This window comes from Variovorax sp. MSC1_012, assembly GCF_023667525.1.
Lineage (GTDB): Bacteria > Pseudomonadota > Gammaproteobacteria > Burkholderiales > Burkholderiaceae_C > Variovorax > Variovorax beijingensis_B.
The window spans coordinates 2045108-2069020 of the sequence record NZ_CM174443.1; the positions used below are offsets into that span (position 1 = coordinate 2045108).

24 protein-coding genes are annotated in these 23913 nt (G+C 66.4%); 9 read left to right on the forward strand and 15 right to left on the reverse strand.

Annotation, left to right across the window (positions count from 1 at the left end):
- A complete protein-coding gene (gene yedA, locus L1081_RS09675; protein ID WP_489416210.1) occupies positions 1 to 936 on the reverse strand; it encodes a drug/metabolite exporter YedA in 936 nt (311 codons plus the stop codon).
- A 115-nt stretch (positions 937 to 1051) separates the two neighbouring features.
- Between yedA and L1081_RS09680 the strand changes: the two genes are divergently transcribed.
- Complete coding sequence (locus tag L1081_RS09680) at positions 1052 to 1549, forward strand: Lrp/AsnC family transcriptional regulator (RefSeq protein ID WP_436035749.1); 498 nt, start codon at positions 1052 to 1054, stop codon at positions 1547 to 1549.
- On the opposite strand, the gene L1081_RS09685 is transcribed toward L1081_RS09680, so the two are convergent.
- On the reverse strand, positions 1539 to 2138 hold the full coding sequence (locus tag L1081_RS09685) for a TetR family transcriptional regulator (protein ID WP_489416211.1): 600 nt from the start codon (positions 2136 to 2138) through the stop codon (positions 1539 to 1541). The genes L1081_RS09680 and L1081_RS09685 overlap by 11 nt on opposite strands.
- Positions 2139 to 2243: 105 nt before the next feature.
- Between L1081_RS09685 and L1081_RS09690 the strand changes: the two genes are divergently transcribed.
- On the forward strand, positions 2244 to 2771 hold the full coding sequence (locus tag L1081_RS09690; RefSeq protein ID WP_489416212.1) for a DinB family protein: 528 nt from the start codon (positions 2244 to 2246) through the stop codon (positions 2769 to 2771).
- Here L1081_RS09690 and L1081_RS09695 read toward each other — a convergent pair.
- The 7 genes from L1081_RS09695 to scpA all read right to left on the reverse strand — a co-directional run bounded on the left by L1081_RS09695 (position 2746) and on the right by scpA (position 11768).
- The gene (locus L1081_RS09695) at positions 2746 to 3237 is read right to left on the reverse strand and encodes a VOC family protein (RefSeq protein ID WP_124957626.1); all 492 of its coding nucleotides are present in this window, start codon (positions 3235 to 3237) and stop codon (positions 2746 to 2748) included. The genes L1081_RS09690 and L1081_RS09695 overlap by 26 nt on opposite strands.
- On the reverse strand, positions 3234 to 4280 hold the full coding sequence (bioB, locus tag L1081_RS09700; protein ID WP_489416213.1) for a biotin synthase BioB: 1047 nt from the start codon (positions 4278 to 4280) through the stop codon (positions 3234 to 3236). The genes L1081_RS09695 and bioB overlap by 4 nt, the downstream gene beginning before the upstream one ends.
- Before the next feature lie 138 nt (positions 4281 to 4418).
- On the reverse strand, positions 4419 to 6467 hold the full coding sequence (gene accC / locus L1081_RS09705; RefSeq protein WP_489416214.1) for an acetyl-CoA carboxylase biotin carboxylase subunit: 2049 nt from the start codon (positions 6465 to 6467) through the stop codon (positions 4419 to 4421).
- 20 nt (positions 6468 to 6487) lie between these two features.
- Entirely contained in the window at positions 6488 to 8032 is a 1545-nt protein-coding gene (locus tag L1081_RS09710; RefSeq protein WP_489416215.1) for a carboxyl transferase domain-containing protein, read from the reverse strand.
- A gap of 40 nt (positions 8033 to 8072) precedes the next feature.
- Positions 8073 to 9125 (reverse strand): methylmalonyl Co-A mutase-associated GTPase MeaB, encoded by a 1053-nt coding sequence (gene meaB / locus L1081_RS09715; protein WP_489416216.1) that lies wholly within the window; start codon positions 9123 to 9125, stop codon positions 8073 to 8075.
- Complete coding sequence (locus tag L1081_RS09720; RefSeq protein WP_489416217.1) at positions 9119 to 9595, reverse strand: GNAT family N-acetyltransferase; 477 nt, start codon at positions 9593 to 9595, stop codon at positions 9119 to 9121. Before L1081_RS09720 ends, meaB begins: the two co-directional genes overlap by 7 nt.
- A gap of 10 nt (positions 9596 to 9605) precedes the next feature.
- Complete coding sequence (gene scpA / locus L1081_RS09725) at positions 9606 to 11768, reverse strand: methylmalonyl-CoA mutase (RefSeq protein ID WP_489416218.1); 2163 nt, start codon at positions 11766 to 11768, stop codon at positions 9606 to 9608.
- A gap of 127 nt (positions 11769 to 11895) precedes the next feature.
- On the opposite strand from scpA, the gene L1081_RS09730 reads away from it, so the two are divergent.
- A complete protein-coding gene (locus tag L1081_RS09730; protein WP_489416219.1) occupies positions 11896 to 12543 on the forward strand; it encodes an FCD domain-containing protein in 648 nt (215 codons plus the stop codon).
- A gap of 124 nt (positions 12544 to 12667) precedes the next feature.
- Here L1081_RS09730 and L1081_RS09735 read toward each other — a convergent pair whose 3' ends face one another.
- Entirely contained in the window at positions 12668 to 13453 is a 786-nt protein-coding gene (locus L1081_RS09735) for an IclR family transcriptional regulator domain-containing protein (RefSeq protein ID WP_489416220.1), read from the reverse strand.
- Positions 13454 to 13644: 191 nt separating this feature from the next.
- Between L1081_RS09735 and L1081_RS09740 the strand changes: the two genes are divergently transcribed.
- Both L1081_RS09740 and L1081_RS09745 read left to right on the forward strand, forming a co-directional pair.
- Complete coding sequence (locus L1081_RS09740; RefSeq protein ID WP_489416221.1) at positions 13645 to 14592, forward strand: tripartite tricarboxylate transporter substrate-binding protein; 948 nt, start codon at positions 13645 to 13647, stop codon at positions 14590 to 14592.
- A 37-nt stretch (positions 14593 to 14629) separates the two neighbouring features.
- Entirely contained in the window at positions 14630 to 15508 is an 879-nt protein-coding gene (locus L1081_RS09745) for a TauD/TfdA family dioxygenase (RefSeq protein WP_489416222.1), read from the forward strand.
- Between the two features lie 12 nt (positions 15509 to 15520).
- Here the strand turns inward: L1081_RS09745 and dusA are convergent, their stop codons facing one another.
- The 5 genes from dusA to rfbB form a co-directional block, all read right to left on the reverse strand.
- Entirely contained in the window at positions 15521 to 16522 is a 1002-nt protein-coding gene (gene dusA, locus L1081_RS09750) for a tRNA dihydrouridine(20/20a) synthase DusA (RefSeq protein ID WP_489416223.1), read from the reverse strand.
- Positions 16523 to 16774: 252 nt separating this feature from the next.
- Positions 16775 to 17320 carry a dTDP-4-dehydrorhamnose 3,5-epimerase gene (gene rfbC, locus L1081_RS09755; protein WP_489416224.1) on the reverse strand — a complete coding sequence of 182 codons (546 nt, stop codon included), beginning with the start codon at positions 17318 to 17320 and terminating at the stop codon, positions 16775 to 16777.
- A complete protein-coding gene (rfbA, locus tag L1081_RS09760; protein WP_489416225.1) occupies positions 17317 to 18216 on the reverse strand; it encodes a glucose-1-phosphate thymidylyltransferase RfbA in 900 nt (299 codons plus the stop codon). The genes rfbC and rfbA overlap by 4 nt, the downstream gene beginning before the upstream one ends.
- A gap of 71 nt (positions 18217 to 18287) precedes the next feature.
- Complete coding sequence (rfbD, locus tag L1081_RS09765; protein WP_489413172.1) at positions 18288 to 19178, reverse strand: dTDP-4-dehydrorhamnose reductase; 891 nt, start codon at positions 19176 to 19178, stop codon at positions 18288 to 18290.
- Positions 19175 to 20260, reverse strand: coding sequence for a dTDP-glucose 4,6-dehydratase (gene rfbB, locus L1081_RS09770; protein ID WP_489416226.1), 1086 nt, complete (start codon positions 20258 to 20260; stop codon positions 19175 to 19177). Before rfbB ends, rfbD begins: the two co-directional genes overlap by 4 nt.
- Positions 20261 to 20782: 522 nt before the next feature.
- Between rfbB and L1081_RS09775 the strand changes: the two genes are divergently transcribed.
- From L1081_RS09775 to L1081_RS09790, 4 genes are read left to right on the forward strand one after another with little or no spacing between them, the layout of a single operon-like run.
- On the forward strand, positions 20783 to 21130 hold the full coding sequence (locus L1081_RS09775) for a Rid family hydrolase (RefSeq protein WP_489416227.1): 348 nt from the start codon (positions 20783 to 20785) through the stop codon (positions 21128 to 21130).
- A gap of 12 nt (positions 21131 to 21142) precedes the next feature.
- Positions 21143 to 22387, forward strand: a complete 1245-nt coding sequence (locus L1081_RS09780; protein WP_489416228.1) for a D-amino acid dehydrogenase — start codon at positions 21143 to 21145, stop codon at positions 22385 to 22387.
- Positions 22384 to 23160 carry an aspartate racemase/maleate isomerase family protein gene (locus tag L1081_RS09785; RefSeq protein WP_489416229.1) on the forward strand — a complete coding sequence of 259 codons (777 nt, stop codon included), beginning with the start codon at positions 22384 to 22386 and terminating at the stop codon, positions 23158 to 23160. The genes L1081_RS09780 and L1081_RS09785 overlap by 4 nt, the downstream gene beginning before the upstream one ends.
- 30 nt (positions 23161 to 23190) lie before the next feature.
- Positions 23191 to 23904, forward strand: a complete 714-nt coding sequence (locus tag L1081_RS09790; RefSeq protein WP_489416230.1) for an FCD domain-containing protein — start codon at positions 23191 to 23193, stop codon at positions 23902 to 23904.
- The last annotated feature ends 9 nt before the right edge of the window (positions 23905 to 23913 follow it).

Sequence of the window (23913 nt, forward strand, 5' to 3'; positions counted from 1 at the left end):
TCAGCCCTCTTGGCTCTCTTTCGCCTTCTGCGGGCGCTTGAACAGCAGCAGCAAAACACCGGCCAGCACCACGGCTACCGCATACCACTCGAAGCGCGTCACGGTCTCATTGGCAATCCACACGCCCAGCAGCATCGCGATCACCGGATTGACGAAGGTGTAGCTCGCGGCCAAGGCGGCGGGCGCCTTCGCGAGCAGCACCATGTAGGCGTTGAAGGCGATCAGCGAGCCGAACACCACGAGGTACAGCCAGGCGGCAGCGGCCACGGGCTGCGGCGGCCACACCAGCTGTTCGCCGGAGAGGGCCGCGAGCATCAGCAGCACCACGCCGCCGCAGATCATTTCGCTCGCGAAGCCCATCGCACCGGGCGCGAGCGGCAGGCTGCGCTGGCTCAGCACGCTGCCCATCGACCAGCAGATGCAGGCAATGGAAATTGCCGCCAAGCCTGCGGGCGACGACTGGAAACCACTGCCCTGCGTCAGCATCAGCACGCCGATGAGCCCGAGCGCAATGCCCGCCGCCTCCAGCCGCGTCGGCTTCACGCCCCAGATCAGGTTGAGCAGCGCAATCAGCAGCGGCACCACCGCGATGAAGGCCACCACCAGCCCGGAGCCGATCGACACTTCGGCATGGGCCGTGCCGCCCATGCCGCCACCGAGCATCAGCGTGCCGACCACGAGGGCATTGCGCCACTGCACGCGCGAAGGCCAGGCCGCGCCGCGCCAGCGCATCCAGGCGGCGAGCAGCACACCCGCGAACAGGAAGCGCGAGCCCATCTGGAGAAAGGGCGCAAAGCTGATCAGCGCGTACTTGATTGCAAGATAGGTCGAGCCCCAGACCACCCAGGTGGCGGCCAGGCAGAGCCACAGCAGCGGCGGCAGTGCGGTGCGCGCGGGACCGGATGCGGCTTGGGCGGGGGATGCGAGAGTGGGCATGTCGATGTTGTCTTGTTGGTATGGAAACGCCGTCCATGGTATGAAAGCCATCTCCTCGCAACCATGCACATTTCATGGTTCTTTGCGTTTCATACCGTCGATTTGAAGGAGTTGCATGGACTTCAGCTTGAACCCCGCGCTGGATGCGCACGACACCCGCATCCTGGCCGAACTGCAGGCCGATGCGCGGCTCACCATGGCCGAACTCGGTCGCCGCGTGCATCTGAGCCAGCCGGCCGTGACCGAACGCGTCAAGAAGCTCGAGGCCGCGGGCGTGATCAGCGGCTACCGCGCGACCGTGAACCTCGGCAAGCTCGGCTACGGCATCCGCGCGATCATCCGCGTGGGCCGCGCCGACTATGCGCGCGTGGTGGAACTGGTGCAACAGACGCCCGAATGCGTCAATGCCTACAACGTGACCGGCGACGACAGCTGGATCCTGGAGATCGCGGTCATCGACGTGAGCCACCTCGATGCGGTCGTGACCAAGTTCTGCATCCTCACCGAGACGGCCACCTCGATCATCCTGAACCCGGCGCGCGAGCACCAGCCGATGCTGCCGCCTCAGCGTTCGGACGTCAGGCCGCCGATCAGGAAGGTGCTCAACGCGTAGCCGGGTTCCGTTCGCGTGCCAGGTAGGCCATGACCAGTTCGACGAGCTGCCGGCGAAACGCGGGTGAAGCGACCAGCCCGGCACGCGCCGCTGCGTGAATCGCGCCTTCCAGGGCGCCCGACAGCACCACCGCCTGCGTCCGCGTTGCAGACTGCCGCCCCTGCAGCGCCTTCACGACCTCCACATAGGCATCGGCATACGCCTGCTCGAAGCCGCCTGCCGCCAGCGCCTCACCCGTGTGCGCGGGCGCAAGCTCCAGCAGCGCGCGATGCAGGCCCGGTTTGCCCGCGTGCACCGCGACCAGGCCTTCGACCAGCGTCTCGGCACACGTCCTTGGTGCTCCCCGGCATGCACTGGCGGCGCGAAGCGCAGCGAGCACTTCGTCGAGATGCTGCCTTCGGATGGCCTCGACGATGGCGTGCTTGTCGGGAAAGTACTGGTAGAGCGAGCCGATGCCGACGCCCGCGGCCTGCGCCACCTGATTGGTCGAGAAGCCGCTCGCGCCACCGGTCGCAAGAATGCGAGCAGCCGCCTCGACGATGGCATCCACCGTGGCCTTCGAGCGCGCCTGGCGCGGTGCTTTGCGCATGGCGGTCCCGGGTCTGGCAATGCGAGTAGACATGATGCAGGGGCGAAGCGACGATGCGAGCAGGTTACTCGCATTTCAATCGCAGCATCAAGGAGGTTCCGCCACATGCCGTCCCGCACGCTTCTCCAGCGGCTCTTCGCCTACAGGCGCTGGGCAGACAACGAACTTCTGGGCTGCCTGGAAGGCCTGGACGCGCAAACGCATGGCGCCACCCGGGACGCGTCGCTGCGCCTTGTCCACCACAACCACCTTGTAGACCGCGTCTTCGCCGCCCATCTGACCGGCGAGCCGCATGGCCTTGCTTCGGTCAGCGCCACCGGCACGCTCACGCTGCACGAGCTGCGCGATCGCAACGACGCAAGCCTGGACTGGTACGAACGCTACATCGACGCCGTCTCGCCCGAAGCGCTGGCCGAGACCCTGTCCTTCGTCTTCACTGACGGAGACACGGGCCGCATGTCGCGTGAAGAGATGCTGCTGCATGTGCTGACACACAGCAGCTATCACCGCGGCGAAGCCGGACGCCTGCTGGCGGCAGCGGGCGCCGAGCTGCCCTGGGACACCTTCGCCGTCTTCCTGCACCGCAGCGAGCCGACGCGCCGAGACCTCAGGGCTGGCGCGCCAGTGCGCTGAAGGCGCTCACCACCTCCGGCGGCGCCTGAACCATCTCGATCAGCACGCCCTCGCCCGCGATCGGAAACTCGTCGTTCGCCTTCGGGTGCAGAAAGCAGATGTCGAAACCCGCCGCGCCCTTGCGGATGCCGCCGGGCGCAAAGCGCACGCCCTGCGCGGTGAGCCACTCGACGGCCCTGGGCAGGTCGTCGATCCACAGGCCCACGTGGTTGAGCGGCGTGGCGTGCACGGCCGGCTTCTTCTCCGGGTCGAGCGGCTGCATCAGGTCGACCTCGACCTTGAACGGCCCGCTGCCCATCGAACAGATGTCCTCGTCGACGTTCTCGCGTTCGCTCTTGAAGGTGCCCGTGACCTCGAGCCCTAGCATGTCGACCCAGAGCTTCTGCAGACGCAGCTTGTCAGGTCCGCCGATGGCGATCTGCTGGATGCCCAGCACCTTGAAGGGGCGTGCGGCGGCGGTGGTCATGCGGCGCAACCTTCCGGCTGCTCCTGCACCTGCCGCGCGTCGAGGCCGAGCTTGCGCAGCAGCACCGTGTCGGCTTCCACGTCGGGGTTGCCGGTAACGAGCAGCTTGTCGCCATAGAAGATCGAATTCGCGCCGGCCATGAAGCACAGGGCCTGAACGGCATCGCCCATCTGCTGGCGCCCCGCCGAGAGCCGCACGCGCGCGGTCGGCATCGTGATGCGCGCGACCGCGATCATGCGCACGAAGTCGAAGGGATCGACCGGCTCCGAATCGGCCAGCGGCGTGCCCGGCACGCGCACCAGGCTGTTGATCGGCACCGATTCCGGGTACGGATTCAGATTGGCCAGCTGCGCGATCAGTCCCGCGCGGTGCACCGGCTGCTCGCCCATGCCGACGATGCCGCCGCAGCACACGCTGATGCCGGCGCTGCGCACATGGGCCAGCGTGTCGAGCCGGTCCTGGTAGGTGCGCGTGTCGACCACGTCGGTGTAGTACTCGGGCGCGGTATCGAGGTTGTGGTTGTAGTAGTCCAGGCCCGCGGCCTTGAGCTGGTGCGCGTGGTGCGGCTCCAGCATGCCGAGCGTGGCGCAGGTCTGCAGGCCCAGTCCCTTCACGGCCTCGACCAGCACGGCCACCTTCTCGACGTCGCGGTCCTTCGGCGCGCGCCATGCGGCGCCCATGCAGAAGCGCGTGGCACCGGCGTCCTTGGCGGCCTGCGCGGCACGCACCACCTCGTCGACTTCCATGAGCTTCTGCGCCTTCACGCCGGTGTCGAACTCGGCCGACTGCGGGCAGTAGCCGCAGTTCTCCGGGCAGCCGCCGGTCTTGACCGAGAGCAGCGTCGCCAGCTCGATGTCGCCTTCCGGGAAGTGCTGGCGGTGCACCGTCTGCGCCTCGAACAGCAGGTCCATCAGCGGCTTGTCGAGCAGCGCCTGTATCGCCTCGATCGTCCACGGGCCTTGCGGCGCCGCGGGCTTTGCGGACCGGTGCAGCGTGACAGGCGCCGAGATGGGAACTTCAATAAAAGGAGCGGAGGTCGTCATATCAGTGGGACTTTCATAACTGCGCGAAGCGTTGCCTGTTCGGGAAACACCGCGGAACCGGCTTCGCCGGGCAGCAGGTGTTGCCCCCGGAAGGGGGTTGGAGAAGCGACACGAAGTGCGCGAAGCCTGGGGTGAGCTTTATTCAAACTCCAGAATGATTTGATCGACGGCAAGCGATTCGCCCTTGCCCGCCGAAATCTTGCCGACCACGCCGTCCTGCGTGGCGAACAATACGTTTTCCATCTTCATGGCCTCGATCACGGCCAGCTTCTCGCCGGCGCGCACCTGCTGCCCCGGCTGCACCGACACCTCGACCAGCAGGCCCGGCATAGGCGACATCAGGAACTTGCTCAGGTCGGGCGGCGCCTTGTAGGGCATCAGCTCGAGCAGGCGCGCGCCCCGGGGCGACAGCACCATCGCCTCGACCTGCGTGCCGTCGTGCGACACCCGCAGCGCCAGCGGGTTCTTGCCGGCACCACGTTCCACCTGCGCGGTGAAGGGCCTGTCGTTGACCGTGCCCTGCACGCGAATGGCGCCGAGCGCAAAGCCGCTGTCGATCTTGTAGTTCTGGCCGCCCACCGCCACGGCGCTGGCGCCGGTCTTGCCATGGAAGTCGGTGACCGAAACAGGATGGTGCACATGCTTGCCCTCCGGCCCCAGCTCCACCACCACAAACTGCTCGCCCACCTTCACGCCGTGGCCTTCGAGCTGCCCGCTGATGCCCGAAGCCCGCGCGCGGTAGCGGCGGTGCACATAGGCTGCGAGCGCAATCAGGAACGAAGGATCGGCGTGCGGCACGTCCTCGGCATGGAAGCCCTTGCCGTAGTGCTCGGCGATGAAGCCGGTGTTGAAATCGCCCGCCACGAACTTCGGATGCGCGAGCAGCGCGGCCTGGAACGGGATGTTGGTGCTGATGCCGCGGATCACGAAGCCGTTGAGCGCCTCGCGCATGCGGGCAATCGCATGCTGGCGGTCCTTGCCGTGCACGATGAGCTTGGCGATCATCGAGTCGTAGTACATCGGGATCTCGCCGCCGTCGTAGACGCCCGTGTCCACGCGCACGCCGTTCAGGCGCTCGGTGTCGGCCGCGAACATGGTCTCGGCCGGCGGCTGGAACTTCACCAGGCGGCCGGTGGAAGGCAGGAAATTGCGGAACGGGTCCTCGGCATTGATGCGGCACTCGATCGCCCAGCCGTTGCGCTTGACCTCGGCCTGCGTGATCGGCAGCTGCTCGCCAGCTGCCACGCGGATCATCAGCTCGACCAGGTCGAGCCCCGTGATGCATTCGGTCACCGGGTGCTCCACCTGCAGCCGCGTGTTCATCTCCAGAAAGTAGAAGCTCTGGTCCTTGCCGACGACGAACTCCACCGTACCCGCGCTCTGGTACTTCACGGCCTTGGCCAGCTGCACCGCCTGCTCGCCCATCGCACGGCGCGTGGCATCGCTGATGAAGGGCGAAGGCGCTTCCTCGATCACCTTCTGGTGGCGGCGCTGGATCGAGCATTCGCGCTCGTTCAGGTAGATGACGTTGCCGTGCGAATCGCCCAGCACCTGGATCTCGATGTGGCGCGGCTCCTCGACGAACTTCTCGATGAATACGCGGTCGTCGCCGAAGCTGTTGCGTGCCTCGTTGCGGCACGAGGTGAAGCCCTCGAAGGCCTCGTTGTCGTTGTAGGCCACGCGCAGGCCCTTGCCGCCGCCGCCGGCCGAGGCCTTGATCATCACGGGGTAGCCGATGTCCTTGGCGATCTCGACGGCGCGCTCGGCCGTCTCGATGGCGTCGTTCCAGCCCGGGATGGTGTTCACCTTGGCCTCGTTCGCGAGCTTCTTGGAGGCGATCTTGTCGCCCATGGCCGCGATCGAATAGTGCTTGGGTCCGATGAAGGCAATGCCCTCTTCCTCGACCTTGCGTGCGAACGCTTCGTTCTCCGAGAGAAAGCCATAGCCCGGATGCACGGCCTCGGCACCGGTCTTCTTGCAGGCTTCGATGATGCGGTCGGCCTGCAGGTAGCTTTCGCGGCTGGGCGCGGCGCCGATGTGCACGGCCTCGTCGGCCAGCTCGACATGGCGGGCCTCCTTGTCAGCGTCGGAATAGACGGCGACGGTAAGGATGCCCATCTTCTTGGCCGTTTGAATGACGCGGCAGGCGATTTCGCCACGATTGGCGATCAGGATCTTCTTGAACATGTTCTTCTTCTCCGCGCCGCTTACAACGGAATGTTCCCGTGCTTGCGCCACGGGTTCTCGAGCTTCTTCTCACGCAGCATCACCAGCGAGCGGCAGATGCGCTTGCGCGTCTCGTGCGGCAGGATCACGTCGTCGATGTAGCCGCGCGCACTCGCCACGTACGGGTTGGCGAAACGCGCCTTGTATTCGGCTTCACGGGCAGCGAGTTTCTCGGGGTCGTTCTTGTCCTCGCGGAAGATGATTTCCACCGCGCCCTTCGCGCCCATCACCGCGATCTCGGCGCGCGGCCAGGCCAGGTTGACGTCGCCGCGCAGGTGCTTGGATGCCATCACGTCGTACGCGCCGCCGTAGGCCTTGCGCGTGATGACGGTGATCTTGGGCACCGTGCACTCCGCATACGCATAGAGCAGCTTGGCGCCGTGCTTGATGATGCCGCCGTACTCCTGGCCCGTGCCGGGCATGAAGCCGGGCACGTCGACGAAAGTGACCACCGGAATGTTGAAGGCATCGCAGAAGCGCACGAAGCGCGCGGCCTTGATGCTGCTCTTGATGTCCAGGCAACCCGCGAGCACCAGCGGCTGGTTGGCCACGATGCCGATGGTCTGGCCTTCCATGCGCGCGAAGCCGATCACGATGTTCTTCGCGTAGTCGGGCTGCAGCTCGAAGAAGTCGCCGTCATCCACCACCTTGAGGATCAGCTCCTTGATGTCGTAGGGCTTGTTCGGGTTGTCGGGCACCAGCGTGTCGAGCGAGTAGTCGGGCCGGTCGGCCGGATCGCCCTGGCCGTTGTTGCCCAGGCGCACCGGCGGCTTCTCGCGGTTGCTGAGCGGCAGGTAGTTGTACAGGCGGCGCAGCATCATCAGCGCCTCGACGTCGTTCTCGAACGCCATGTCGGCCACGCCGCTGCGCGTGGTGTGGGTAATGGCGCCGCCCAGCTCTTCGGCCGTGACGCTCTCGTGCGTCACGGTCTTCACCACCTCGGGGCCGGTGACGAACATGTAGCTGGAGTCCTTCACCATGAAGATGAAGTCGGTCATGGCGGGCGAGTACACCGCGCCGCCCGCGCACGGGCCCATGATCATGCTGATCTGCGGCACCACGCCGGAAGCCATCACGTTGCGCTGGAACACGTCGGCGTAGCCGCCGAGCGAGGCCACGCCTTCCTGGATGCGCGCGCCGCCCGAGTCGTTGAGGCCGATGACCGGCGCGCCGACCTTCATGGCCTGGTCCATCACCTTGCAGATCTTCTCGGCATGCGCTTCGCTGAGCGCGCCGCCGAAGACCGTGAAGTCCTGGCTGAAGACGAAGGCGAGACGGCCGTTGATCATCCCGTAGCCAGTGACCACGCCGTCGCCCGGGATCTTCTGCTCGGCCATGCCGAAATCGACCGAGCGGTGCTCGACGAACATGTCCCATTCTTCAAAAGTGCCGTCGTCGAGCAGCAGCTCGATGCGCTCGCGCGCCGTGAGCTTGCCCTTGGCGTGCTGCGCGTCGATGCGCTTCTGCCCGCCGCCCAGGCGCGCCTGGGCGCGGCGCTTTTCGAGTTGTTCGATCAGTTCTTGCATGGTGTGCTTCCGAAGCTGTGGTCCTGAATTTCGTATGTGGTCATGGCCTGGCGGTGATGGCGGCCGCCGCAAGCAGCTGGCGCGCCGCCGTCGATGCGGGCAGCGCGCCCTCCGCCACCTGCCGCGTAAGCTGCGGCAGCAGTTCGCGCACCTGCGCGTGCTGCCTGAAGGCCTGCTTGAGCCCAGCGTCGATGCGTTCCCACATCCACGCGGTGGCCTGCTTCTCGCGGCGCCTGGCGAGCTTGCCATTGGCGCTCTGCAGCTGCCTGAATTGGGTGACGGCATCCCAGAAGGCATCGACGCCGGTGCCGGCCAGTGCGCTGAGCTGCAGCACCCTGGGCAGCCAGAAGCGCACCTCTGCGCCGCTGTGCGCGTCGTGCACCGCATGCGCGTGCTCCGGGTTGCCCTGGTGGCCGAAGAGGCGCAGCGCCGAGGTGATCTGCGCCTGCGCGCGCGTCGCGGCGTCCTTGTCGATGTCAGCCTTGTTGATGACGACCAGGTCGGCCAGCTCCATCACGCCCTTCTTGATGGCCTGCAGGTCGTCGCCCGCATTGGGCAGCTGCATCAGCACGAACATGTCGGTCATGCCAGCCACGGCGGTTTCGCTCTGGCCCACGCCCACGGTCTCGACGATCACGATGTCGTAGCCCGCGGCCTCGCACACCAGCATGGCCTCGCGCGTCTTCTCGGCCACGCCGCCGAGCGTGCCGCTCGAGGGGCTGGGGCGGATGTAGGCACGCTCGTGCACCGAGAGCCGCTCCATGCGCGTCTTGTCGCCAAGAATGGAGCCGCCCGAGACGCTGGAGGAAGGATCGATGGTGAGCACCGCCACGCGGTGGCCCTTGCCGATCAGCAGCAGGCCCAGCGTCTCGATGAAGGTCGACTTGCCGACGCCGGGCACGCCGGAGATGCCGAGCCGAAACGAATTGCCGGTGCGCGGCAGCAGCGCGGTGAGGAGCTCGTCGGCCTGCGCGCGATGGTCGGCGCGGGTCGATTCGAGCAGCGTGATGGCCTTGGCAATCGCGCGGCGCTGCGCCATGCCGTCCGATTCGGCAATCGCGTGCTCCAGTGCGGCCGTCGGCTTGTTCAGCACGCGTCCTCCGGGGACGACACGCGCCAGCGGTAGTGCAGGTCGACGCCCTCTTCGCCTTCGAGCACGAAGCCGTGCCGCAGGTAGAAGCGGTTGGCATCGCTCTGCACGAGCGCGGTGAGCTTGATGTCCAGCTGCCGTTCGCGCGCCTGCGACTTGGCCCACTCGAGCACCCACTCGCCGATGCCCAGGCCCTGGAAGCCGGTGCGCAGGTAGAGATGGTCCAGGCGGAGCGCATCCGCGTCCTCGGGCTTGAGCGTGACGAAGCCGATGCGCAGCCCGCCGTCGAGCACGATGTGGTGCATGAAGGGCACGACGAAACCGGCCTGCAGCCGCTCGCGCGAGCGCGCCGGGTCGAAGCGCCCCACGCGCTCCAGGCTGGGACGCATCGCATCGACGCGCAGGGCCAGCATGGCCTCGAAATCGCTGGATTCAACCGGCTGCAGCGACAGCCGCGACAAGAGATCGCCCACGCTCTGCTTCTCAGGCCGAAACCGCCGCGCGGATCTGCTCCAGCACGTCCTTGGCGCTGGCCGGAATGGGCGTGCCCGGACCGTAGATGCCCTTGACGCCGGCCTCATAGAGAAAGTCGTAGTCCTGCCGCGGAATCACGCCGCCGACGAACACGATGATGTCGTCTGCGCCCTGCTTCTTGAGCTCGTTGATGATGGCGGGCACAAGCGTCTTATGGCCGGCCGCGAGCGTGCTCACGCCGACGGCATGCACGTCGTTCTCGATGGCCTGGCGCGCGCACTCTTCGGGCGTTTGAAACAGCGGCCCCATGTCGACATCGAAGCCCAGGTCGGCGAAAGCCGTGGCCACCACCTTGGCGCCGCGGTCGTGGCCGTCCTGGCCCAGCTTGGAGATCATTACGCGCGGGCGGCGGCCCTGTTCTTCGGCGAAGGCGTTGATTTCGGTCTTGAGGGTTTCCCAGCCTTCGGCCGAGTCGTAGGCAGCTGCGTACACACCGGTCACCTTTTGCGTGTCGGCCCGATGACGGCCGAATGATTTTTCGAGTGCATCCGAAATCTCGCCCACCGTGGCGCGCAGGCGCACCGCATCGATGCTCAGGGCGAGCAGGTTGCCGGTGCCGTTCTCGGCGGCTTCGGTCAGCGCGTCGAGCGCGGCCTGCACCTTGGCGCCGTCGCGCGAGGCGCGGATCTTCTGCAGCCGCGCCACCTGCTGCTCGCGGACCATCACGTTGTCGATGGAGAGGCTGTCGATCGCGTCCTCGGTCTTGAGCCTGTACTTGTTGACGCCCACGATCACGTCCTTGCCCGAGTCGATGCGCGCCTGCTTCTCGGCGGCGGCGGCTTCAATCTTGAGCTTGGCCCAGCCGCTGTCCACCGCCTTGGTCATGCCGCCCATGGCCTCGACCTCCTCGATGATTTCCCACGCCTTGTCCGCCATGTCCTGCGTGAGCTTCTCCATCATGTAGCTGCCGGCCCAGGGGTCGACCACGTTCGTGATGTGCGTTTCTTCCTGGATGATGAGCTGCGTATTGCGCGCGATACGGGCGCTGAACTCGGTGGGCAGCGCAATCGCTTCGTCGAGCGCGTTGGTATGCAGGCTCTGCGTGCCGCCGAACACCGCGGCCATGGCCTCGATGGTGGTGCGCACGATGTTGTTGTAGGGGTCCTGCTCGGTCAGGCTCCAGCCCGAGGTCTGGCAGTGCGTGCGAAGCATCAGGCTCTTGGGGTTCTTCGGGTTGAACTCCTTCATGATGCGGCACCACAAAAGGCGCGCGGCGCGCATCTTGGCCACTTCGAGATAGAAATTCATGCCGATGGCCCAGAAGAAGCTCAGGCGCCCGGCAAAGCCGTCGACGTCCAGGCCCTTGGCCAGCGCGGTCTTCACGTACTCCTTGCCGTCGGCCAGCGTGAAGGCCAGCTCCAGCGCCTGGTTGGCGCCGGCTTCCTGCATGTGGTAGCCGCTGATCGAGATCGAGTTGAACTTGGGCATCTTCTGCGCCGTGTACTCGATGATGTCGCCGATGATCCGCATGCTCGGCGCGGGCGGGAAGATGTAGGTGTTGCGGACCATGAACTCCTTGAGGATGTCGTTCTGGATGGTTCCGCTCAATTGGTCCTGGCTCACGCCCTGCTCTTCGGCCGCGACCACGTAGCCCGCGAGCACCGGCAGCACGGCGCCGTTCATCGTCATGGACACGCTCACCTTGTCGAGCGGGATCTGGTCGAACAGGATCTTCATGTCCTCGACCGAATCGATGGCCACGCCGGCCTTGCCGACGTCGCCGGTCACGCGTGGATGGTCGCTGTCGTAGCCGCGGTGGGTGGCCAGGTCGAAGGCCACGCTCACGCCCTGCCCGCCGGCGGCCAGCGCCTTGCGGTAGAAGGCGTTCGATTCCTCGGCGGTGGAGAAGCCCGCGTACTGGCGGATGGTCCACGGGCGCACCGCGTACATGGTGGCCTGCGGGCCGCGCAGGTAGGGCTCGAAGCCGGGCAGCGTGTCGGTGTACTTGAGGCCCTGCAGGTCGGCCGCGGTGTAGAGCGGCTTCACGATGATGCCGTCCGGCGTGAGCCAGTTGAGCGCGCCCAGGTCGCCGCCCGGTGCCGACTTGGCGGCGGCCTTGGCCCAGTCGTCGAGGTTGGCCGGCTTGAAGGTGGGTTCGGGTTTGCTGCTCATGAGGGGCTTTTCGCAGTGTCTTGCAGGGTAGTCGCAAATTCGCCTGCAAGGGATTTGCAAGCCGGCAGCGAGTCTAACCGATCCATAATTATTAATTCAAACCCGTTTTTGCGGTACAGTCCGCCCCATGTCCGCCCTCACCCTCACCCCGCGCGCCCTCTATGAAGAGGTGGCCGAACTGCTGCGCCAGCGGATCTTCCGCCGCGAGCTCGAGCCGGGCAGCTGGATCGACGAGCTCAAGCTGGCCGAGGAATACGGCATCAGCCGCACGCCGCTGCGCGAGGCGCTGAAGGTGCTTGCGGCCGAAGGCCTGGTGACCATGAAGGTGCGGCGCGGCGCCTACGTCACCGAGGTGTCCGAGCAGGACCTGGCGGACGTCTACCACCTGCTCTCGCTGCTGGAAAGCGATGCGGCCGGCGTGGTGGCCGAGCGCGCCAGCGAGGCCGAGCGCGCGGAGTTGAAGGCGCTGCATGCCGAACTCGAAGCGGCAGGCGCCCCTGGCAAGGAAGACCGCGAGCATTTCTTCGCGGTCAACGAGCGCTTCCACATGTGCCTTTTGGCCATTGCGAACAACAAATGGCGCGACCAGATGGTGGCCGACCTGCGCAAGGTAATGAAGCTCAATCGCCACAACTCGCTGCTGAAGGCGGGGCGCATCGCGGAATCGCTGGCGGAGCACCGGTCGGTGATGGCGGCCATCGAGGCGCGGGATGCCGCAGCGGCCATGACGCGGATGCGCGAGCACTTTGCGAACGGCCTGGAAGCCGCGAATTAGGCTCTCCCCCAGTCTTCGCGCACTTCGTGTCGCTTCGCCAACCCCCTCGCCGGGGGCAACACCAGAGGACCGGCAAAGCCGGATCCTCGGTGTTTCACGAACAGATTCGTTGGATTGCCGAGGGTCAGTCGGTGCTGACGGTGCCGGTTTCCCGGGCGATCCGCTGGGCGGTTTCCAGCAGCCTGGGGGCCACGCGGCCGAGCATCACGTCCTTGGGCAGCAGGTAGGCGGGGCCGCCGCAGCTCACGCCGTAGCGCTCGCCGCGCGGGCCCTTGAGCGCAAAGCCCAGGGCGTGAATGTGCGGATGCCACTCGCCGAACGAGCTGCAATAGCCCAGGCGCGCGTATTCGTCGAGCCCGGCCATCAGGCGCGGTTCGATCGAGGGCCAGTTCTCGCCGCTTTCCAGGCGGATCTGCTCCAGCACTTCGGCCCGCTCGGCGGCGGGTAGCGCGCCAAGGTAGGCGCGGCCCGCGGCCGAGGTGGCGATGGTCATGCGCGAGCCCACTTCGATGCGCGAGCTGATCAGCGCGGAGCGGGGGCGCAGCGAATCGATGATGAGCATGTCGAGCTCGTCGCGGACGCCCATGTGGACACTGGCGCCGGCAAATTCGGACAGCTCCGCAAGATGCGGGCGCGCCACCGTCCGCAGGTCGAAGTGGCGAAGGTAGCGGCTGCTCATGTCGAGCAGCGCCGGCCCGAGGCTGAAGCGGTCGCTGTCCTGCGACTGCTTCAGGTAGCCCGCAGCCACCAGCGTGGCCGTGAGACGGGACACGGTGGCCTTGGGGATGCCGGTGGTTTCGGCCAGGTCGCGATTGCTGATGGGTGCGGCTGCCATTCCGATGACCTTGAGCAAGGCCAGCCCCCTGGCAAGCGCGCTGACTTCTTCTTTGCCGCCAATCGCGTCATTCATGTATCCAAACCCTTTTTTTTTGATGTTCATTCATTCTTCAGCAAAAAGCTGTTGACGTGCCGGCGCTCGGGAATCATTATTTCGGAACAATGTTCCATTTATACAGAAATACGAGACATTCCGCTGGTGGCCCCATCCCCCTTCTTTTCCCCTCGCGAGACCGGCGGCTGCTCCTGCTGGCGGCAGGCGGCGTGGCGCTGTCCGGCCTTGCGGCTGCCGCGCCGGCTGCAACCCAGGGAGACGCGGGCGGCTACCCCAAGGGCCCCGTCAAGCTCATCGTCCCCTTTGCGCCCGGCGGGCCCACCGACACGGTCGCGCGCCTGATCTCGCTCAAGCTGCAGGAGATCTGGGGCCAGCCGGTGCTCGTCGACTACAAGCCGGGGGCCGGCACGACCATCGGCGTCGACTTCGTCGCCAAGGCGCCGGCCGACGGGCTGACCTTCGGCATGGTGAATTCGTCCTTCGCGGTGAATCCATCGCTGCGCAAGAACCTTCCGTACGACACAGTGAAAGACCTGGCGGGCATCACGCAGATCGCCAACCTGCAGCTCGCGATCGTCGCGCGGCCCGACGCGCCCTTCGGCACGCTGGCCGAACTCATCGCCTACGCAAAGAAGAACCCGGGCAAGCTCAGCTACGGCACGCCTGGCGCCGGCAGCACCACGCACCTGGGTGCCGAACTGCTCAAGCGCGAAGCGGGCTTCGACATGCTGCACGCGCCCTTCAAGGGCAGCGCGCCGGCGCACACCGAACTGCTGGGCGGGCGCCTCGACCTCGTGTTCGACCCCTTTCTCTCGGTGCTGCCGTACGTCAAGGCGGGCCGGATGAAGATGATCGCCACGCTCGGCGAGAAGCGGGTTCCGGGCTACGGCTATCCGACCGTGGCCGAAACCCTGCCGGGATTCCATGTGAGCGCGCTGCTCGGCTTCGTTGCGCCGCGCGCCACGCCGCCGGCGGTGGTCACGAAGATCCAGGCCGACACCGCAAAAGTGCTGCACGACCCCGAGATGCGCCGCCGCGTCGAGGAACAGGGCATGGAAGTGGTGGCTTCCACGCCCGCGCAGTTCGACGCGTTCGTCCAGAGCGAGATGAAGCGCTGGTCGCGCGTGATCGCCGAAGCCGGCATCCAGGCCGAATAGGCCTCGCCATTTCCCATCCTCATTGGCAAGACCGCTCATGTCCCTTGAACTCACCCCCTTGCACCCGCTCTTCGCCGCCGAGGCACGCGGCATCGACATCACGCAGCCGCTGTCGCCTTCCGAGGTGAAGCAGATCAACGCGGCCATGAACCGATATGCCGTGCTGGTGTGGCGCGGACAGCCGCTCACGGGCCAGCAGCAGATCGATTTCGCGAAGTCGTTCGGCCCGCTCGACCTGGGCCTGAAGAAGGTCTTCAAACGCCCCGAGCGGCTGGAGGACGAACGGCTGATCGACATCTCCAATGTCGATGCGCAAGGCAAGGTGGCGCGCCGCGATTCGCCCAAGAACCTGTCGAACTTTGCAAACCAGCTCTGGCACAGCGACAGCTCCTTCCAGAACCCGCGCGCCGCCTATTCGATGCTGCATGCGCTGGTGCTGCCGAGCTGGGGCGGCAACACCGAGTTCGCGGATCTTCGCGCCGCCTACGACGCGCTGCCCCAGCGCACCCGGTCGGAGATCGAGGGCCTGTGCGCCGAGCATTACGCGCTGCACACCCGCATCCTGCTGGGCGACGAGGCCTACACCGACGACCAGAAGAAAGCCATTCCGCCGGCCGTATGGCCGCTGGCGCAGACTCATCCGGGCTCGGGGCGCAAGCTGCTGTTCGTGGGCGTGCACGCGCGCGAGATCATCGGCTGGCCGGTGGCCGAGGGGCGCATGTTCCTATCCGATCTGCTCGAGCATGCAACCCGCCGCGAGTTCGTCTACACGCACGAATGGCAGGTGGGCGACCTCGTGATGTGGGACAACCGCAGCACCCTGCACCGTGGCCGGCGCTACGACATCGCCGAGCGCCGCGAGCTGCGCCGCACCACCATCGAGGACGTGCCCGAGGCCACGCTGATCGCAGCTTGACGCCGCGCGGCTTCAGGCCTCTTGCGCCGCGGGCTCGTGCGCCAGCGCCATCACCTCGTGCGGCGGGCGCGTCTTGAGCCGATGGTCGCTCCAGACCTGGCGCCAGCGGCGCGCGCCGGGCAGGCCGTTGCGCATTCCCAGCATGTGGCGCGCGATCGAAGACCACTGCGTGCCGTGTTCGGCCGCCTCGCGGACCATGTAGTCGCACATCAGCGATTCGACGTCCTCGCGCGTCAGCGGCTGCGGCGCTGCGCCGTAGAACTCCGCATCCCACTCGGCCAGCCACCAGGGGTTGTGGTAGGCCTCGCGGCCGACCATCACGCCGTCGAGCAGCCGCAGGTGCTCATGCACCTGCACGTTGGCCGAGATACCGCCGTTGATCGAGAAATCCAGCTCGGGAAACTCGTGCTTCAGGCGGTGCACCAGCTCGTAGCGCAGCGGCGGAATCTCGCGGTTCTGCTTCGGGCTCAGGCCCTGCAGCCACGCATTGCGCGCATGCACGATGAAGCTCCGGCAGCCGGCCTCGCTCACCGCACCGACAAAGTCGCGCACGAACTCGTAGCTCTCGATCTTGTCGATGCCGATGCGGTGCTTGACCGTGACCGGCAGGCGGGTGGCGTCGACCATGGCCTTCACGCAATCGGCCACCAGCGCCGGCTCCGCCATCAGGCAGGCACCGAAGGCGCCGCGCTGCACGCGCTCGCTGGGACAGCCGCAGTTGAGGTTGATCTCGTCGTAGCCCCACTCCTCGCCGAGCCTGGCGCAATGCGCGAGGTCGGCCCGCTCGCTGCCGCCCAGCTGCAGGGCCACGGGATGCTCTTCCTCGTTGAAGCGCAGGTGCCGGGGGACGTCGCCATGCACCAGCGCGCCGGTGGTCACCATCTCGGTATAGAGCAGCGCGTGGCGCGACATCAGGCGATGGAAGTAACGGCAATGGCGGTCCGTCCAATCCATCATGGGCGCAACGGAGACGACTTTTTTCTTTAAATTCAATGACTTAACGATATCGTTCATACATTTGGAGTCCGAGATGTCGCATCGATCTCCGATCTGCATGTCACCCGACACGAAGGAGGGCTGCGAGCGGCTCATCCACGTCGGCGAGGACTCGCGCCAAGGACGACGCCGGTCCTGTCGCCATCCACATGGACACCGGCCGCATCAAGCTGGTAGTTTCTCATGCGGCGGCCCCCAAAGCCCTTTGCAGGGTCGAAGGCTGCTTTGCCAGCATCGAGCGTTTTGCCTGCGAGCCTCTTGCTCACGACGCTACGGAGTTTCTGCGTTCTCCAGTCTGGCGCCGGCCTGGTCCTTGGCCGATAGCTGAGGATGAGCGCCGACGCTCGGCCACGCAATTCCTAGCTCGGCGTCGTCCCATTTGATGCACCGCTCATGCGCCGGCGCATAGTAGTCCGTAGTCTTGTACAAGAACTCCGCCGTCTCGCTCAGCACCAGAAACCCGTGCGCAAAGCCCTCGGGCACCCACAGCTGCCTGTGGTTGTCCTCACTGAGCTCCACCCCCACCCATTGGCCGAACGTCGGCGACGACTTGCGGATATCCACCGCCACGTCGAACACCGCGCCGCGCACCACGCGCACCAGCTTGCCCTGCGGCTGCCGGATCTGGTAATGCAGGCCCCGCAGCACGCCCTTGGCCGAGCGCGAATGGTTGTCCTGCACGAACTCGACGTGCCGGCCCACGGCCTCGTCGAAGGCCTTGCCGTTGAAGCTCTCGTAGAAGAAGCCGCGCGCATCGCCGAAGACCTTCGGCTCGATGATCAGCACCTCGGGAATGGCGGTCGGCGTGGCCTTCACGAGCGCACCTCCTCGGCCAGCAGATGGTTCAGGTACTTGCCGTAGCCGTTCTTCTGCAGCGGCGCGGCCAGCCTGGCCAGCTGCTCGCGGTCGATGAAGCCGTTGCGCCACGCGATCTCTTCCGGGCAGGCGATCTTCAGCCCCTGCCGGTGCTCCAGCGTGGCGATGAACTGGCCCGCTTCCAGCAGGCTCTCGTGCGTGCCGGTGTCCAGCCAGGCATAGCCGCGCTGCATGATCTGCACGCTGAGCTGGTCGCGGTCGAGGTAGGCCTGGTTCACGGCCGTGATCTCCAGTTCGCCGCGTGCGCTGGGCTTCACGGCCTTGGCAATCTCGACCACCTGGTTGTCGTAGAAGTACAGGCCCGTGACGGCGTAGCTGCTCTTGGGCTTGGCCGGCTTCTCCTCGATGCTGCTGGCCTTGCCCTTGTCGTCGAAGGCCACCACGCCGTAGCGCTCGGGGTCGTGCACGTGGTAGGCGAAGACGGTGGCGCCGGCGGGCTTCGAATCGGCATCGGCCAAGAGGTGCGCGAAGTCGTGGCCGTAGAAGATGTTGTCGCCCAGCACCAGCGCGCTGGGGTCGTTGCCCACGAACTTGTCGCCGATGATGAAGGCCTGTGCCAGGCCATCGGGGCTGGGCTGCACGGCGTACTGCAGGTGGATGCCCCACTGGCTGCCGTCGCCCAGCAGCTGCTGGAAGCGCGGCGTGTCCTGCGGCGTGCTGATGATCAGGATGTCGCGCATGCCGCCGAGCATCAGCGTGCTCAGCGGGTAGTAGATCATCGGCTTGTCATACACCGGCAGCAGCTGCTTGCTGAGCGCGAGCGTGGCGGGGTGCAGCCGGGTGCCGGAGCCGCCGGCGAGGATGATGCCTTTGCGTTGGGTGGTCTTCGTGGTCATTGTTGTGTTCTCCGCTTTTTGCTGCGTGCTTCTTGCTGCTTGCTTGCGTGGGTCGCTTGTCCTGCCGCCTGTCAAAGGGTCTCGCGCAGCATCCGGGCCACGCCCTGCTGCCAGTGCGGCAGCACCAGCCCGAAGGTGGCCTGCAGCTTGCGCGTGTCCAGGCGCGAGTTGGCGGGGCGCGTGGCGGGGGTGGGGAAGGCGCTGGTGGGCACGGGGTCGACCGCTTCGGGGCCGGCCTTGAGCGCGACGCCCGCTGCCTTCGCCTGCTCGATCACGAAGCGCGCATAGCCGTGCCAGCTGGTCTCGCCGCCGGCCACGGCGTGGTACAGGCCGGCCTTGGCGGGGTCCTGCAGGGTGGCGCGGATGGCATGCGCCGTGACGTCGGCCAGCAGCTCGGCGCCGGTGGGGGCGCCGAACTGGTCGTCGATGACGGTCAGGCGGTCGCGCTCCTTGGCGATGCGCAGCATGGTCTTGGCAAAGTTGCCGCCGCGCGCGGCATAGACCCAGCTGGTGCGCAGGATCAGGTGCTTCGCGCAGTGCCCGGCCACCAGCTGCTCGCCTTCGAGCTTGGTGCGGCCGTACACGCTGAGCGGGCCGGTGGCGTCGTCTTCCTGCCAGGGCGTGGTGCCGCTGCCGTCGAAGACGTAGTCGGTGGAGTAGTGCACCATGAGCGCGCCGATCTGCTGGGCGGCTTCGGCCACCACGCCGGGCGAGGTGGCGTTGAGGGTGCGCGCGAACTCGGGCTCGCTCTCGGCCTTGTCGACGGCGGTGTGGGCCGCGGCATTGACGATGACGTCGGGGCGCACTTTCAGCACGGTGTCGGCCAGCTGCTCGGGGCGGCTGAAGTCGGCGTTCAACTCAGTGCTGTCGAAGTCGAGCGCGACCAGCTCGCCCAGCGGCGCGAGGCTGCGCTGCAGCTCCCAGCCGACCTGGCCGCCCTTGCCCAGCAGCAGCAGCTTCATGCCGCCGCCTGGGCCGCGGGGGGGGCGGCGTCGTATTGCTTCTCGACCCAGGCGCGGTAGGCGCCGCTTTGCACGTTGCGCACCCATTCGGCGTTGGCCAGGTACCACTGGACGGTCTTGCGGATGCCGCTGTCGAAGGTTTCGGCGGGCTTCCAGCCGAGCTCGCGCTCGAGCTTGCGCGCATCGATGGCGTAGCGCCGGTCGTGGCCGGGGCGGTCGGTGACGTAGCTGATCTGCTCTTTGTAGGGCTTTCCGTCGGCGCGCGGGCGCAGTTCGTCGAGCAGCGCGCAGACGGTGTTCACGATCTCGAGGTTGGGCTTCTCGTTCCAGCCGCCGACGTTGTAGGTCTCGCCGAGCCGGCCGGCCTCGAGCACGCGGCGGATGGCGCTGCAGTGGTCCTTCACGTAGAGCCAGTCGCGCACCTGCATGCCGTCGCCGTACACGGGCAGGGGCTTGCCGGCCAGGGCGTTGACGATCATCAGCGGGATGAGCTTCTCGGGGAAGTGGAAGGGCCCGTAGTTGTTGGAGCAGTTGGTGGTGACGACCGGCAGGCCGTAGGTGTGGTGCCAGGCGCGCACGAGGTGGTCGCTGGCGGCCTTGCTGGCCGAGTAGGGGCTGTTGGGCTCGTACTTGTTGTCTTCGGTGAAGGCGGGGTCGGTCTTGGAGAGCGAGCCGTAGACCTCGTCGGTGGACACGTGCAGGAAGCGGAAGGCGGCTTTTTGCTCGGCCGGCAGCGCGCTCCAGTGGCCGCGCACGGACTCGAGCAGGCGGAAGGTGCCCAGCACGTTGGTCTGCACGAAGTCTTCGGGGCCGTGGATGGAGCGGTCCACATGCGATTCCGCGGCAAAGTTCACGACGGCGCGCGGCTGGTGCTCGGCCAGCAGGCGGTCGACCAGCGCGCTGTCGCCGATGTCGCCCTGCACGAAGATGTGCCGCGGGTCGCCCTGGAGCGACGCGAGCGTCTCGAGGTTGCCGGCGTAGGTCAGCTTGTCGAGGTTCACGACTGGCTCGCCGCTTTGCGCCAGCCAGTCGAGTACGAAGTTGGCGCCGATGAAGCCCGCGCCGCCGGTGATCAGGATCATGGCACCTTGAACTCACTTGTTGATTCAGATGTGTGCACACCTACAAAAAGCATGCCAAAACCGGCTTGCACGGCGGCCCGGATCGCCGCGTTGAAAAAGTAGTGTCAACACCAAAGCCGCAGCGGGTGAATGCGCAGTCAGGTGGCGCACATCCATGCATGGTTCTACTTCCTCGAAGAAAACTCCGGACACCTGGCAAAGGACAAGCCGGCCTCGCCGCGATGCAACGCGGCGCCAAGCGACCGACCTGGCTAGAGCACTCAAAAGGTGCTCCCCTGGTGCAATCCGCCGGATGCGAGTGCGCAATCGGCAGTGCATGCGCGCCCTCCGACCGCGATCGCTCATCCCTCGCAAAAAGTAATGCCATCGGCGGTTCGCTTCATGCGGCCGGCATCTTCGCTGCGCCCGACTCAGGCAGGCGGTGGCACTACTTCCTGCGCGACGGATTTGGCATGGTTTTTGTGTGCAAGTGAATAAGCAAGTGAATTCACTTTGCACCTTCCCTCCAAGGACCGATCCGCAATGCCCATACAAAGACTTCAGACCAACGCACGCATGAGCCAGGCCGTGATCGCCAACGGCTTCATCTTCCTGGCAGGCCAGGTGGCGAGCGACACCGCGGCCGACGTCGCTGGCCAGACCGCGCAGATCGTCGCCAAGATCGACGCACTGCTGAAAGAAGCAGGCAGCGACAAGACGCGCATCGTGCAGGCCACGATCTGGCTGGCCGACCACAAGAGCTTCGCCGAGATGAACACGGTGTGGGACGCATGGGTTCCCGAAGGCCATGCACCGGCGCGTGCCTGTGTGGAATCGGCGCTGGCCTTTCCGCCCTACACGGTCGAAATTGGCGTCATCGCGGCCGTCTGACGGAGCACCGCGATGCATACCGTGGTCCTCGGTGCCGGCGTGGCGGGTGTTGCTACCGCCTGGTATCTTGCCGCGCAAGGGCGCCAGGTGACGGTGATCGACCGCCAACCATTGCCTGCCGCTGAAACCAGCTACGCGAATGCGGGCATGGTGGCACCGGGGCACTCCTACACGTGGGCATCGCCGCGGGCACCGGGCATTCTCTGGCGCTCGCTGCGCGACGACAGCCAGGCGCTTCGCCTGAAGCTCAACCCCGATCCGCGCATGTGGATGTGGTTGTGGAAATTCATGCACAACTGCACGGCCGAGCGCTCGCGCCTCAACACCAGCCGCAAGCTGGTGCTGTGCCGCTACTCGCAGAGCCTGCTGCAGCAGCTGACGGCCGCGCAGGACCTGGCATACGAACGCATCAGCCGCGGCGCGCTGTACCTGTACCGTGACCAAGCCTCGTTCGCACGCGGCAAGGCCAACATGCAGATACTGGCCGACGGCGGCATGCGGCTGGAGCTGCTGGACGGCGACGGCGTGGTGGCGCAGGAACCCGCGCTCGCCGACGCGCGCCCGCACATCGCCGGCGCCATCTACTGCCCGAGCGACGAGAGCGGCGATGCACGCATGTTCACGCGGGCTCTCACCGAGCGATGCCGCTCGGCGGGCGTGACCTTCATGATGGATGCGAACATCCAGCGCATCGAGGCCGACACCAGCCGCATCCGCGCCGTGCACACCAGCCATGGCGCCGTTGCCGCCGACGACTACGTGCTGGCCATGGGCAGCTATTCGCCCATTGCCGCACGCCCGCTCGGCTACCGGCTGCCGATCTATCCGGTCAAGGGCTACTCGGTCACCTTTCCGACCGACTCTCGGCACCGCCCTCCTACGCTGGCCGGCGTCGATGAGAACAACCTGGTGGCCTGGGCCCGCTTCGGCGACCGCCTGCGCTTCACCGCCACGGCGGAATTCAGCGGCTACGACACGCGGCACGAACCGGCGGACTTCGGCCCGATGCTGCGCGTGGCCCGGCAGCTGTTCCCCGATGGCGCGGACTATGAAAAACCCGACTTCTGGGCCGGCCTGCGTCCAATGACGCCGGAAGGCACACCCATCCTGGGCAAGAGCCGGCACGACAACCTGTACCTCAACACCGGCCACGGCCACATGGGCTGGACCATGGCCTGCGGCACCGCACAGATCGTGACCGACATCATGAACGGCCGCACGCCGGCCATCGACATCACGGGAATGACCTTGCGATGAATCACACAGCGACCCTGGGCGAGAACTACACGATCCTGTCGTTCGAAATGGACGAGGGCGTGATGGCGCGGGCCGCCATCGGTCTCGTGGTGCTGGAAACCGACCAGACCATCGAGCACGAGTGGCGACAGATCATGCAGCTGCCCGGCGTGGCCTACTTCGAGGCGCGCCTGCCGAGCCCGGCCGACATCGGCTTGGCCTCGCTCGCCCGGATGGAAGCGCACATCGCGCCGGCCACGCGGCTCATCGTGCCCGACGTGGAACTCGACGTGGTCGCCTTCGGCTGCACCTCGGGCTCGATCGTGATCGGCGAAGACAAGGTGTTCGCACAGATACGCGACGCACGGCCGGGCGTGGCCTGCACCACGCCGATCACGGCCGCCATGGCCGGTCTTCATGCACTGCGCGTGCGCAGGACCGCGCTGATCACGCCCTACGTGCATTCGATCAACGAGGTGTTCAAGCAGCACATCGAAGCTGGCGGCATCGAGGTTCCGCGCATCGCGACCTTCAACCACGCCAACGACAGCGAGGTGGCGCGCATCGACCGCGCATCGCTGCGCGCGGCCATTCTCGCGGCCGGTGCCGAACCCGACGTGGATGCAGTGTTCGTCGCCTGCACCAGCCTGCGCATGGCCAACCTGACACGCGAGGTCGAGGCCGCGCTCGGCAAGCCCGTGGTCTCGAGCAATTGCGCCATGGCATGGCACGCGCTGCGCCTGGCCGAAGTGCGCGATCCCCTTCCCCGCTTCGGACGCCTGTTCGAAGTCTGACTTCCTATTTTCAAAAGCTTCAAAAGCCCCATGAACCGCAGATCCGAAGCCGTCGTGAGCGTTCTTCCGCGCACGCTGCGCCGCGCCGGCATGACCGTCAACGACGTTCACAAGCGCTTGAAGGAAATGGTCATCGTCTACCGGATCAAGCCCGGCGAACGCGTCAACGAAGGCGAACTGGCGGAGGAGCTGGACGTGAGTCGCACGCCCCTGCGCGAGGCGCTGCACCGGCTGGTGGCCGAGAACATGCTCACGCTGGTGCCCAACCGCGGTTTCTACGGACGGCAACTCGAACGGCAGGAGGTCTTCGACCTGTACGAGCTGCGCGGCGCCATCGAGCTTGCGTCCGTCAACCTGGCACTGCAGCGCGCGCCGCACGACGACATCGTCCTGGCGCGCGACGCATGGATCGACGTCATGCAGCACACGGCGGCGATGTCCACCTACCAGCTGCTGGAAGCGGACGAGCAGTTTCACCTGTCGATCGCGCGGCTCTCCGGCAACCAGGAGATCGCGAAGTCGCTGCAGGCCGTCAACGCCCGCATCCACTACTTTCGATGGAGCGATCTCGAAGGCAGGAGCAAGGCCATGGAGGAAGAGCACCTGGCGCTGCTCGATGCACTGCTGCGCCGCGACGCACCGCTGTGCCGCGATGTCATCAGCGGCCACGTGGCGCACCGCATGGAAGACATCGTCCAGTTCATCCAGCGCAGCGTGGTTCGGCTGTATGCAGGGCACGTGTAGGCGGCCCTG

Coding starts and splice junctions, on each gene's coding strand:
- L1081_RS09680 (WP_436035749.1), top strand. CDS start 1,052: ATGGACTTCAGCTTGAACCCCGCGCTGGATGCGCACGACACCCGCATC.
- dusA (WP_489416223.1), bottom strand. CDS start 16,522: ATGAACGATATCGTTAAGTCATTGAATTTAAAGAAAAAAGTCGTCTCC.
- rfbB (WP_489416226.1), bottom strand. CDS start 20,260: ATGATCCTGATCACCGGCGGCGCGGGCTTCATCGGCGCCAACTTCGTA.
- accC (WP_489416214.1), bottom strand. CDS start 6,467: ATGTTCAAGAAGATCCTGATCGCCAATCGTGGCGAAATCGCCTGCCGC.
- L1081_RS09685 (WP_489416211.1), bottom strand. CDS start 2,138: ATGCGCAAAGCACCGCGCCAGGCGCGCTCGAAGGCCACGGTGGATGCC.
- L1081_RS09710 (WP_489416215.1), bottom strand. CDS start 8,032: ATGCAAGAACTGATCGAACAACTCGAAAAGCGCCGCGCCCAGGCGCGC.
- scpA (WP_489416218.1), bottom strand. CDS start 11,768: ATGAGCAGCAAACCCGAACCCACCTTCAAGCCGGCCAACCTCGACGAC.
- yedA (WP_489416210.1), bottom strand. CDS start 936: ATGCCCACTCTCGCATCCCCCGCCCAAGCCGCATCCGGTCCCGCGCGC.
- L1081_RS09695 (WP_124957626.1), bottom strand. CDS start 3,237: ATGACCACCGCCGCCGCACGCCCCTTCAAGGTGCTGGGCATCCAGCAG.
- L1081_RS09730 (WP_489416219.1), top strand. CDS start 11,896: ATGTCCGCCCTCACCCTCACCCCGCGCGCCCTCTATGAAGAGGTGGCC.
- rfbD (WP_489413172.1), bottom strand. CDS start 19,178: ATGAAGCTGCTGCTGCTGGGCAAGGGCGGCCAGGTCGGCTGGGAGCTG.
- L1081_RS09785 (WP_489416229.1), top strand. CDS start 22,384: ATGAATCACACAGCGACCCTGGGCGAGAACTACACGATCCTGTCGTTC.
- L1081_RS09735 (WP_489416220.1), bottom strand. CDS start 13,453: ATGAATGACGCGATTGGCGGCAAAGAAGAAGTCAGCGCGCTTGCCAGG.
- bioB (WP_489416213.1), bottom strand. CDS start 4,280: ATGACGACCTCCGCTCCTTTTATTGAAGTTCCCATCTCGGCGCCTGTC.
- L1081_RS09690 (WP_489416212.1), top strand. CDS start 2,244: ATGCCGTCCCGCACGCTTCTCCAGCGGCTCTTCGCCTACAGGCGCTGG.
- L1081_RS09790 (WP_489416230.1), top strand. CDS start 23,191: ATGAACCGCAGATCCGAAGCCGTCGTGAGCGTTCTTCCGCGCACGCTG.
- L1081_RS09745 (WP_489416222.1), top strand. CDS start 14,630: ATGTCCCTTGAACTCACCCCCTTGCACCCGCTCTTCGCCGCCGAGGCA.
- L1081_RS09775 (WP_489416227.1), top strand. CDS start 20,783: ATGCCCATACAAAGACTTCAGACCAACGCACGCATGAGCCAGGCCGTG.
- L1081_RS09780 (WP_489416228.1), top strand. CDS start 21,143: ATGCATACCGTGGTCCTCGGTGCCGGCGTGGCGGGTGTTGCTACCGCC.
- rfbA (WP_489416225.1), bottom strand. CDS start 18,216: ATGACCACGAAGACCACCCAACGCAAAGGCATCATCCTCGCCGGCGGC.